The organism is Phenylobacterium sp., from assembly GCF_030697305.1.
Classification (GTDB): domain Bacteria; phylum Pseudomonadota; class Alphaproteobacteria; order Caulobacterales; family Caulobacteraceae; genus Phenylobacterium.
This window is the reverse complement of the sequence record NZ_JAUYQL010000002.1, coordinates 1-10669: the sequence shown is the minus strand read 5'-3', so window position 1 is coordinate 10669 and position 10669 is coordinate 1. Positions and strand designations below refer to the sequence as shown.

At 68.0% G+C, this 10669-nt stretch carries 11 protein-coding genes; 3 read left to right on the top strand and 8 right to left on the bottom strand.

Annotated features, from left to right (window positions below; translation table 11 throughout):
- Positions 1 to 197 precede the first annotated feature (197 nt).
- The gene (locus tag Q8R27_RS00095) at positions 198 to 560 is read right to left on the bottom strand and encodes an ArsC family reductase (RefSeq protein WP_305697094.1); all 363 of its coding nucleotides are present in this window, start codon (positions 558 to 560) and stop codon (positions 198 to 200) included.
- Between the two features lie 95 nt (positions 561 to 655).
- Here Q8R27_RS00095 and Q8R27_RS00090 point away from each other — a divergent pair, with 95 nt between their 5' ends.
- On the top strand, positions 656 to 949 hold the full coding sequence (locus Q8R27_RS00090) for a hypothetical protein (protein WP_305697093.1): 294 nt from the start codon (positions 656 to 658) through the stop codon (positions 947 to 949).
- Here Q8R27_RS00090 and Q8R27_RS00085 read toward each other — a convergent pair.
- The 7 genes from Q8R27_RS00085 to Q8R27_RS00055 form a co-directional block, all read right to left on the bottom strand.
- Positions 946 to 2778 carry an ATP-binding protein gene (locus Q8R27_RS00085; RefSeq protein ID WP_305697092.1) on the bottom strand — a complete coding sequence of 611 codons (1833 nt, stop codon included), beginning with the start codon at positions 2776 to 2778 and terminating at the stop codon, positions 946 to 948. The two genes, Q8R27_RS00090 and Q8R27_RS00085, sit on opposite strands and share 4 nt — an antisense overlap.
- Before the next feature lie 83 nt (positions 2779 to 2861).
- Complete coding sequence (gene guaA, locus Q8R27_RS00080) at positions 2862 to 4421, bottom strand: glutamine-hydrolyzing GMP synthase (RefSeq protein ID WP_305697091.1); 1560 nt, start codon at positions 4419 to 4421, stop codon at positions 2862 to 2864.
- 13 nt (positions 4422 to 4434) lie between these two features.
- Complete coding sequence (locus tag Q8R27_RS00075) at positions 4435 to 5721, bottom strand: RsmB/NOP family class I SAM-dependent RNA methyltransferase (RefSeq protein ID WP_305697090.1); 1287 nt, start codon at positions 5719 to 5721, stop codon at positions 4435 to 4437.
- Between the two features lie 9 nt (positions 5722 to 5730).
- Positions 5731 to 6132, bottom strand: a complete 402-nt coding sequence (locus Q8R27_RS00070) for an MAPEG family protein (protein ID WP_305697089.1) — start codon at positions 6130 to 6132, stop codon at positions 5731 to 5733.
- Entirely contained in the window at positions 6132 to 7595 is a 1464-nt protein-coding gene (gene guaB / locus Q8R27_RS00065) for an IMP dehydrogenase (protein WP_305697088.1), read from the bottom strand. The genes Q8R27_RS00070 and guaB overlap by 1 nt, the downstream gene beginning before the upstream one ends.
- A gap of 121 nt (positions 7596 to 7716) precedes the next feature.
- Positions 7717 to 8433: an RlmE family RNA methyltransferase gene (locus tag Q8R27_RS00060; protein ID WP_305697087.1), complete on the bottom strand. Its 717-nt coding sequence runs from the start codon at positions 8431 to 8433 to the stop codon at positions 7717 to 7719.
- Positions 8430 to 9530 carry a Ppx/GppA phosphatase family protein gene (locus Q8R27_RS00055; RefSeq protein WP_305697086.1) on the bottom strand — a complete coding sequence of 367 codons (1101 nt, stop codon included), beginning with the start codon at positions 9528 to 9530 and terminating at the stop codon, positions 8430 to 8432. The genes Q8R27_RS00060 and Q8R27_RS00055 overlap by 4 nt, the downstream gene beginning before the upstream one ends.
- A gap of 160 nt (positions 9531 to 9690) precedes the next feature.
- On the opposite strand from Q8R27_RS00055, the gene hspQ reads away from it, so the two are divergent.
- Together hspQ and Q8R27_RS00045 are read left to right on the top strand one after the other, a co-directional pair.
- Positions 9691 to 10071 (top strand): heat shock protein HspQ, encoded by a 381-nt coding sequence (hspQ, locus tag Q8R27_RS00050; protein WP_305697085.1) that lies wholly within the window; start codon positions 9691 to 9693, stop codon positions 10069 to 10071.
- A 28-nt stretch (positions 10072 to 10099) separates the two neighbouring features.
- Positions 10100 to 10510, top strand: a complete 411-nt coding sequence (locus tag Q8R27_RS00045) for a DUF6855 family protein (RefSeq protein WP_305697084.1) — start codon at positions 10100 to 10102, stop codon at positions 10508 to 10510.
- The last annotated feature ends 159 nt before the right edge of the window (positions 10511 to 10669 follow it).

Below are 10669 nucleotides of genomic sequence, written 5' to 3'. Positions count from 1 at the left end.
CCGGTTCTTCACCAGCATCGGGCCGACCGTCATCGGCTCATACAATTCAGGTAGAAACATCCACTCACTCCCAAATGCGGACCGCGGCGGCCGGCGCAAAATGGCCCGGCGTCAAGGCGGAGAAGCGCGATCCGAAATAGGTCGCACGATTGCGCGAATAGTGCAGCACGCCGGACCCAGCAGCAAACGCAAAAGGATCAGGCGGCCTTGCCGAACCGCGTCTCGTAGAGCGCGGGCTTGAAACCCACCGTCAATTCACCGCCGGCCTCGACCACCGGCCGCTTGATCATCGACGGCTGGGCGACCATCAGAGCGATCGCCCTGGCCTCGTCGACGCCGTGCTTGTCGGCCTCTTCCAGCTTGCGAAAGGTGGTCCCGGCGCGGTTCAGCAAAACCTCCCATCCCACCTTCGCCGACCACGCGGTCAGGGTCGCAACGTCGATCCCCACGGCCTTGTAGTCGTGGAAGGCATAGGCGACGCCGTGTGCGTCCAACCAGTCGCGCGCCTTCTTCATGGTGTCGCAGGCCTTGATTCCATAGATCGTCACGGGCGCGGTCATGGCGGCGTCTCCTGCAGGGTGTTGCGCCCTCTCTTGCCTAGACGCCCAAGCCGCGTCCACCCTGGCCCGTCGGCGAATGTGCGAAGGGACAGTCCGTGGCTGGCGAGAAGATCGAGATCGAGAACATCAAGCAGCCTGGCGCGCGCTATCGCGTCGACGCCGCCAAATACCATGCGGCGCGGGCTGCCTATCTACAGGCCATCGCTGCGGGCGGGCCAGCACTCACAGTGGCCGAGATCGCACCCCTGGTGCGCGAGCGCCTGCCGCAGGATCTGTTCCCAGGCGGCGCCACCGCCGGATGGTGGACCAAGGCGGTCCAGCTCGATCTGGAAGCGAAGGGCGTTCTGGTGCGCGATGCCGGCAAGCCCCTGCGCCTGCGCCGGGCTTAACGCGCCGCGCGGACCGACTCTTCTTCCTCACTGGCGTCCAACACCTGCTGCATGACCGCCAGCAGGTCGGCGAATTTGATCGGCTTGGCGACGTGGGCGTCCATGCCGCTGGCGAGATACTCAGCGACATGGCCGGCCATGGCGTTGGCGGTGAGCGTCACGATAGGCGTGCGCGTCCGCCCTTGAGCCGCCTCGAGCCTGCGGATCTCACGTGTCGCGCTCGGGCCGTCCATCTCCGGCATCTGCACATCCATCAGGATGACATCCCAATCCTCGGCGGCCCAGGCGTCCACCGCCTCGCGGCCGTTGGCGACCACGTGCGGTTCGATGCCCACCTGCTGCAGCAGGGTCTTGAGCACCAGTTGGTTGACCGCGTTGTCTTCGGCGGCCAGCACCTTCATCGCCAGAGGCGCGCGTGTCGTGTCCACCTGCGCAACGGCCGCCGTGACGTCGCCGATCCATTCCAACGGCAGCTCGACCACAAACCTGGAACCTCCGCCCGGCTCGCTCTCGGCGGTGATCGACCCGCCCATGGCCTCGGCGAGGTTCTTGGAGATCCACAGCCCCAGGCCGGTGCCGCCGAAGCGACGTGTCGTCGAGGCGTCCGCCTGGACGAACGGCTGGAACAGGCCATGCAGCGTCTCGCGGGTCATGCCCACCCCGGTGTCGGACACCGAGATGCGCAGGACGTCGTCGCGGGACACCTGCACCCTCACGCCGCCCGCGTCGGTGAACTTGAGCGCGTTGGAGATCAGGTTGCACAACACCTGGCGCACTCGCACCGGATCGCCGCGATAGAGGCCCTCCGCGCCCGGCTCCAGATCGAGCTCGAACGAGAGGCTTTTATCCGCCGCGGCGCTTGTGAAGACGCCCCAGGCGCCCTCGGCGACCTGGCGCAGATCGAAGGCGATGGCCTCGAGCTGCAGCTTGCCCGCCTCGATCTTCGACAGATCAAGGATGTCGTTGAGCACTGCCAGCAGGTACTCCCCGGACTCGCGGATCACCTCCAGGCGGCGGCGTTGCGTGGGGTCCGGATGGTCGGCCGCCATGGCCTGAGCCATGCCGAGGACGCCGTTGAGGGGCGTGCGAATCTCGTGGCTCATCACCGCCATGAAGTCGCTTTTGGCGCGGACGGCCTCGACCGCCTCGGCGCGTGCGACCCGGGCCTCGTCGATGAGCTGGTTGCGCTCGCGCCGCTGGGCGAACAGGAACTGCTTGTTGGCGGCCGCTTTGGCGCTAACGCCCAGTATCAGGCCGGCCAGCGCTATGACGCCCAGCCACAGAGGAAGAGCTGCGAGGCCGCGTCCAGCGACCGCCGCCGCGCCAGCCAGCACGATCAGCGGCGGCGCGATAGCAAGCCTCAGCAGCAACGGGCTGAACAGGCACTGGAACAGCGAGGCGACGGCGCTGAGCGCCGCGAGCACGCTCAGCAGCAATAGCTCCGGCGTACCGGGCGCCATGACGAACGCGGCAAGCGGCCCGGCCAGCAGCACGGCGTTGCGGCCGAACAGGTGGAACATTAGCGGACGATGGCTCGACGCGCCCTGCGCCGGCGGCTCGGCCTTTGCGCGCAGGCGAGCCTGGGAGATCACATCATAGCTTGCGGCCAGCACGACCCAGATTGCGGCGACGATCGGGTGCCCCAGCACTGCCAGCACGACGCCCAGGATCACGTCGAACAGGACAAGCGCCCGGGGCGGAGTCGACAGATTTCGCGCCACCAGGCGATAGGCGATTTGTTCCGACTCGGCGTCCGCGCTTGCGGACGCAGGCCCTGAGGGCGCGTCTTCATGAGGGGCGGGGTGCGACGATCGGGCGGCGACGAACATGGCGCCAGCCTAGGCCCACAGACCTGAACGGGTGGCTAAGGTTGAACGAAAACCGTGTGCGTCCTACCGGCGTCCGGCGGTCGCTACTCCCACTCGATAGTGCCCGGCGGCTTCGACGTCACATCATAGACAACGCGATTGATGCCTTTGACTTCATTGATGATCCGGGTCGCGGCGCGGCCCAGGACCTCCCACGGGAACTCGAAGAAGTCGGCGGTCATGCCGTCTGTCGAGGTCACCGCGCGCAGGGCGCAGACCTCGTCGTAGGTGCGTGCATCGCCCATAACGCCGACGGTTCGCACCGGCAACAGCACGGCGAACGCCTGCCAGATCGCGTTGTAGAGGCCGGCCTTGCGGATCTCGTCGAGGAACACCGCGTCCGCTTTCTGCAATACGGCCACCTTCTCGGCCGTCACTTCGCCCGGAATGCGGATGCCCAGGCCCGGCCCCGGGAACGGGTGGCGGCCGACGAACGCCGGAGGCAGGCCGAGTTCGACGCCCAGCACCCGAACCTCGTCCTTGAACAGCTCACGCAGCGGCTCGACCAGCTTCAGCTTCATGTAGTCCGGCAGGCCGCCGACGTTGTGGTGGCTCTTGATCACCGCCGAGGGGCCGCCCTTGGCCGACACGCTTTCGATCACGTCGGGATAGAGGGTGCCCTGAGCCAGGAAATCCGCCCCGTCGATCTTCGCCGCCTCGCGATCGAACACCTCGACAAAGACCCGTCCGATGGTCTTGCGCTTGGCTTCAGGGTCGCTCACCCCCTTGAGTTCGCCGAGAAATTCCTTCGACGCGTCAACGTGGATCAGCGGGATGTTGTAGTGATTGCGGAACAGCGAGACGACCTGCTCGCCCTCATCCAGCCGCAGCAGACCGGTGTCGACGAACACGCAGGTCAGCTGGTCGCCAATCGCCTCGTGCAGCAGCACCGCGGCTACGGAAGAGTCCACGCCGCCGGACAGGCCGCAGATCACCTTGCCCTCGCCCACCTGGGCGCGAATGCGGGCCACCGCCTCGGCGCGGAACGCGGCCATGGTCCAGTCGCCCGACAGTCCGGCGATGCGGTGGGTGAAGTTGCGCAGGATCAGCGCGCCGCGCGGCGTATGCGCCACCTCGGGGTGGAACTGCACGCCATAGAAGCGGCGGCCCTCATCGGCGATGGCGGCGAACGGCGAGCCTTCGGACACGGCGATGGTCTCGAAGCCAGGTGGCAGGGCGGTGACCTTGTCACCGTGGCTCATCCAAACCGTTTCGCGATGACCCTGGGCGCCCAGGCCTTCGAACAGCGGGCTGTCGCGCACGATCTCGATCTCGGCGCGGCCGAACTCACGGGTTTGGCCGGCCTCCACAGCGCCGCCCAGTTCCGCACACATGGTTTGTTCGCCGTAACAGACCCCCAGCACCGGCACGCCCAGCTCGAACAGCCGCTTCGACGCCGCCGGGCTTTCGGCCTCGTGCACGCTTGAGGGCCCGCCCGAGAGGATCACCGCCCTGGGGCGCATGCCGTCCAGCGCCGCCTCGACGCGGTCATAGGGGTGGATCTCGCAGTAGATGCCGCTCTCGCGCACCCGACGTGCGATCAGTTGGGTCACCTGGCTGCCGAAGTCGACGATCAGGACGGGCTCATGGATGGATTCGGTCATGGGCTCCTTGCGGTCAGGCTTTGGGGTCGGAGACGCGCTCCAGCACCGCGACGAAGAAGCCGTCGGTGGCCGAAGTCCGGGGCGAAAGTCGAAGATAGCCTTGCGGCGTCAGATATTGCGTCAGCGCCGGATCGGCGCTGGCCGGCCGCGCGCGATACGCGTCGTTGCGCACCAGAAACGCCGCCACGCGGTCCTCGTTCTCCTGTGGAAGCACTGAGCAGGTCACATAGATCAGGCGGCCGCCTGCCTTGGCGAAGGTCGCGCCCATGTCGAGCACCGCGTCCTGATCGGCCATGCGGCGCGCCAGCGTCTCCTCGCTCAGCCGCCACTTGGTGTCAGGATGACGTCGCCACGAGCCCGAACCGCTGCAAGGGGCGTCGATGAACACCACCTCCATGCGCCCCTCGAGTCCCGCCAGCGGATCGGGGTTCACCGGCGAGCGGACCTGCAGGTTGCGCACCCCGGCCCGGTCGGCGCGGCGGATGGTGTCGGCCAGCCTGCGGGCCTCGGAGTCGTAGGCGTAGATCTGGCCGGTGTTGGCCATGGCCGCGGCGAGCGCCAGCGTCTTGCCGCCGCCGCCGGCGCACAGGTCCAGCACCTGCTTGCCCTTGATCTCGCCCGCCACGGATGCGGCGATCTGCGAACCCAGGTCCTGCACCTCGAACCAGCCCTTGGAGAAGGCGGGAATCGTTTCCACCGAACCTGCCCGCTCAGCCGGATCAGGCGCGGCGATGCGCAGCGCCGTGGGCAGCATCTCCACCGTCTCAGCGTGCAGCGGGGTCAGCGCCTTCAGCGCGCGCACCGGATCGGTCTTCAGCGTATTGATCCGCAGATCCACCGGCGCGCGTTCGGCGAGCGCTGCGCCCTCCTCGGCCCGCACCTCGCCGAAGGCGCGCTCGAAGCTCGCATCCAGCCAGTCGGGGTAGTCGCCGCGCACGGCGGGCGATGCCTCGCTCAACGAACGTGGGGTCTCCAACGCTGCAAGCTCCTCGAGGCTCAGCGCGCCAGGTCCGTGCTCGCCTTCACAGGCGGCGGCGATGCGGTCTCGGGGCCATCCCCAATCGAAGTGCAGCGCGGCCAGCGCGCCGGCGCGCGGGGCGGCCTCGCCCATCCGCCAGCCCAAAGATCGGCGGCGGCGAAGAACGTCCATCACCAGGCCGGAGATCCACGCGCGGTCCTTTGAGCCAGCGAAGCGCGAAGCCTCGCCCCAACCCTTCAACGCCAGGCGCGCAGGGCGGTGACGTGTTTCGATGTCGGTGAGGATCTCGATGCTTGCGGCGATGCGCCCGCCGTCACGCAATGGCCGGCCTCACAGGAAGATCGCCGCGGTGACCATCAACAGCCCGACCATGCTGACGCCCCAGACCATAGAGCGAATGATCGGCACGCCGGCGGCGTACAGCGGCACATACACGGCGCGGCCCGCCACGTAGAGCCCAGCGCCCCACAGCGTCGTACTGCCGAGCTTGCCCGCAAGATAAGCTGCGAGCAGCGCCGCGGCGAACAGCGGGAAGGTTTCCAGGAAATTGCGAAGCGCCCGATCGAGGCGGCCGGCGACGCCGGTCAGCGGCGGCTTAGGCTCGTCGCGGGGGCCGCCGGCCCACTTCAGGTCCTGCTGACCGCGCGCGGCTCCAGCCGCCCACATGAGTTGCACGATTCCGATGATCACCGCGCATCCCAGCAGCAGCAGTTCAGGCGCGGTCTGAGGCATCAGTGAGGGCTCGGATAGTTGGGCGCTTCGCGGGTGATCATCACGTCATGGACGTGGCTTTCACGCAGGCCGGCGCCGGTGATGCGGATGAACCGCGAGCGTTTGCGGAATTCGGCGAGGTCGGCCGAGCCGGTATAGCCCATCGCCGCGCGCAGGCCGCCCACCATCTGGTGCAGGATCGGAGCGATCGGGCCCTTGTAGGCGACCTGGCCCTCGATACCCTCGGGAACCAGCTTCAAGGCGTCCGACACTTCCTTCTGGAAGTAGCGGTCGGCGGAGCCGCGCGACATAGCGCCCAGCGAGCCCATGCCGCGGTACGCCTTGTAGGAACGTCCCTGATACAGGAACACCTCGCCCGGCGCCTCGTCGACCCCGGCGAACACCGAGCCCATCATGGCGACGCTGGCCCCGGCGGCGAGCGCCTTGGCGAGATCTCCAGAATACTTGATGCCGCCGTCGGCGATCACCGGCGCGCCGCTACCGTCGGCCGCACGGACCGCGTCGAGGATCGCCGTAAGCTGAGGCACGCCCACGCCGGCGACGATCCGCGTGGTGCAGATCGAGCCCGGGCCGATGCCGACCTTCACCGCGTCCGCGCCCGCATCGATCAAGGCCCGCGCCCCGTCGTAGGTGGCGACGTTGCCGGCGATGATCTGGACGCGGTTGGTCTCGCGCTTCACCCGGTCGACCGCCCTGGCCACGTCCAGGTTATGGCCGTGGGCGGTGTCAATCACCACCACGTCGACGCCCGCGTCCACCAGCGCCATCGAGCGCTCGAAGCCCAGGTCGCCGACCGTCGAGGCCGCGCCCACCAGCAGGCGGCCCTGCAAGTCCTTGGCGGCGTTGGGGTGTTCCTGCGCCTTCTCCATGTCCTTGACGGTGATCAGGCCGACCGCGCGGTAGTCGTCGTCGACGACGATCAGCCGCTCGATCTTGTGGCGGCGCAGCAGGTCCTGAGCCTGGGCCTGAGAGACACCTTCCTTCACGGTGATCAGATTTTCGTGCGTCATCAACGCCTTGGCCGGGACATTGTCACCAGCTTCGAAGCGCATATCGCGGTTGGTGAGGATGCCGCAGAGCCGCCCCGTCCCCGGTTCGACCACGGGGAAGCCGGAGATCCGGCGCCGCGCCTTGATCTCGCGCACCTCGCGCAGCGTGGTGTCCGGATTGATGGTCAGCGGATTGATGACCATGCCGCTTTCGTAGCGCTTCACCTCGCGCACCTGATCAGCCTGCTCCTCCACCGTCAGGTTGCGGTGCAGCACGCCCAGGCCGCCGTTCTGGGCCATGGCGATGGCCAGCCGGCTTTCGGTCACGGTGTCCATGGCGGCGGACACGATCGGTATGTTCAGACTGATCTCACGCGTGAACTGGGTCCGGGTGTCTACCTGGGTGGGCATGACGTCCGACGGACCGGGTTCGAGCAAAACATCGTCGAAGGTGAGCCCTTCGCGAATCTCCATGGAGACACCTCGTTTTGCGGGGCGGGTATAAGCCCTTGGTCCACGGAAGGGCAAGGCCCGGAGCTGGTGATTCGTGCGACTCTATCCACGCGCACCGGACAACCGCAGGGAATTCCGCAACTTAGCCTCGCCCCTTGAACCCCGTGGCGACGAAGTAGAGCTCGGAGCTGTCGCTGCGGCTGGACTTCGGCTTGACGTTGCGCACCTGGGCGAAGTGGTGCTTCAGCACCGCGATGACCGCGGCCGTCTCGCCGCCCTGGAAGGCCTTCGTGACGAAGGCGCCGCCCGGCTTCAGCACCTGGACGGCGAAATCCGCGGCGGTCTCGATCAGGCCGACGATGCGCAGGTGGTCGGTCTGGCGGTGGCCGACGGTGTTCGGAGCCATGTCCGAAAGCACCACGTCAGGCGGTCCGCCCAGCGCCTCGATAAGCAACGGTCCGCAGGCCGGATCGGTGAAATCCATTTGCAGGATATAGGCGGGCGGCAGCGGGTCGACGGGCAGCAGGTCGACGCCGACGATATGCTTGACCCCACGCTCCAACGCCACCTGCGTCCAGCCGCCAGGCGCCAGGCCCAGGTCGACGACGCGGGCTCCCGGCTTGAGGAAATGGAACCGGTCGTCGATCTCGGTCAGCTTGAAGGCCGCGCGTGACCGATAGCCGTGCGCACGGGCGGCCGCGGCGAACGGATCGTTGATCTGCCGCTCCAGCCAGGCCTGGGACGAGGGCGTGCGGATCTTGGCGGTCTTCAGTCGCGCCGGCGGCGTGCGGCCGGCGTCGCTGCCACCGCTTGGCGGTTTGACCATGCGCTTGCGCGGCGGAACCGGAGGCTCGCTCATCCGCTCGTCGTCCGCCGGGCGCCCCTGCGCCGCCGACGACGACCGCCGCCCCCGGCGCTGGCGCGCTCAGCCATCAGCGACATCAGCAGACCTTCACGCAGGCCCCGGTCGGCGACCCGCACCCGCGAACAGGGCCAGAGCTCCTGCACGGCCTGGAGGATCGCCGCGCCCGCCAGCACCAGGTCGGCGCGGTCGGGCCCGATGCAAGGCTCGTCGGCGCGCTCACGCGGCGTGAGCGCCATCAGCCGCTGAGCCGCGCCGTCGCATTGGTCACGGGTCATCCAGATCCCGTCCACTCGGCTGCGGTCATAGCGTCGAAGCCCCAGATGCATGCCCGCCAGGCTGGTGATTGCGCCGGACGTACCGATGAGGTGCGCGCGCTCGGCGTCGAACACCGGGCGCATCGAATCGGCGAGGCTGAACGCCGCGATCTCGGACTTCAACGCCTCGACCATGTTGCGGAACCAGGCGTCTGAGGCGATCGCGCCTTCCGGGAAGCGTTCGGCCAGGGTGACGACGCCGATCGGCACCGACAACCAAGCCTTGATCGGCGGGTCGGCCGGGTCGACGCCCGGCGCGCGGGCCGCGGCGAGGTCCACCCAAGAAAGTTCCGTCGAGCCGCCGCCCACATCGACCACCAGGGCCGCGTCGGCGGTGCGGTCCAGCAGGTTGAGGCAGCCGGCCACCGACAGGTGCGCCTCCTCCTGGGGGGTGATCACCTGCAGCTCGAGGCCGGTCTCCTCGGCCACACGAGCGATGAATTGTGCGCCGTTCTCCGCCGAACGGCAGGCCTGGGTGGCGATCGCGCGCAGGCGCACCACCCGGCGGCGGCGCACCTTCTCGGCGCTGACCTGCAATGCCGACAGGGCGCGCGACATGGCGGCTTCCGACAGCCGGCCGCTTTGCGACAAGCCCTCCCCCAGCCGGACGATTCGCGAGAACGCCTCGACCACGCGGAATGTCGACCCGGCGGGCGTGGCGATCAGCATGCGGCAGTTGTTGGTGCCCAGGTCGAGGGCGGCGTAGCAGGGCGCGTCGCCCAAAGCCCCCTCTCGACCGCGCCTCTCGGCGCCGGGCGCGCCAGGCGCCTCAGACATGAACCGCCACCGTGCTAATCAGGCGCGCCATCGCGGGCGCCTCGTTCGTCACGCGAGCATAGCAAGGTGGTTCGCGCGCAGGAAGGCATTGGCTTGCGCGCCCCTTTCTGGCCTTTACGTTCACCTTCCAGTCAGAAGATGTGGTTTAGATTCGGTTGTCATGAACCCTCGGCTCCCCACGCTCGCCGCAGATACGCCCGCCGCACTGGCTGGCGTGACCCTGACGGCGAAGTTTTCGATCGGCCAGGTCGTTCGCCACCGGTTCCGTCCGTTCCGGGGCGTCATCTTCGACGTGGACCCTACCTTCAACAACAGCGAAGAGTGGTGGCTGTCGATCCCGGAACAAATACGTCCGCACAAGGATCAGCCGTTCTACCACCTTCTCGCCGAGAACGAGGACTCCACCTACGTGGCCTACGTCTCGGAGCAGAACCTGCTGCTGGACGACAGCGGCCAGCCGGTCATGCACCCGCAGACCACGCTGATCTTCGAGTCGTTCAACGGCCAGGACTACAAACTGCGCCCACGCATCAGCCACTAGCGGTCTGCTTCGCCGCGGAGGGTCCCCGATGGCCGAAGGCTCCGGTGTGAAGGACGATCCCTGGACCCTGACCACGCCAAGCGGCGGGTCGCAGTTCCAGGCCTGGCGAGACGAAGCTCTCGATCCCCCCGCGCTGGTCGTCCAGGTCGGCAAGACCCAGCTGCGTTACGCCATCAGCGCCATCGATGACCTGCACGCCATGCTGCGCGCTCACGGCGATTGGATGCTGCTTGGCGGCGCCGACGAGCAGAAGCCCGCCCCAGCCGACAGCGTCGAGGCGTGGGGCCGGGCGCCCGACAACCCCTACGGCGGCTGGTATGGCCTCAAGAAGGGCCTGCGCGGCCGGTTTGGCGTCTATGTGCCGCCCGTGCTTGAGGCGTTGGGCCTCGTGGAGCTAGACCGCGCGCCGCGTAACGGCAAGGTGCGGGCCGCTCAGTAGTCGCGCCGCCAGCGCACCGCGAGTTTGGCGTCCTTTTGTCCGGCCAGCTTCGACAGGATCGAGAGGCTGCGCCCCACCCGCCACTCGACCTGCGCCGACGGCCCTTCGCGGCCGCCGCCGGTGATCTCCAGATAGACGTTGTCCGTCAGATACTTGCCG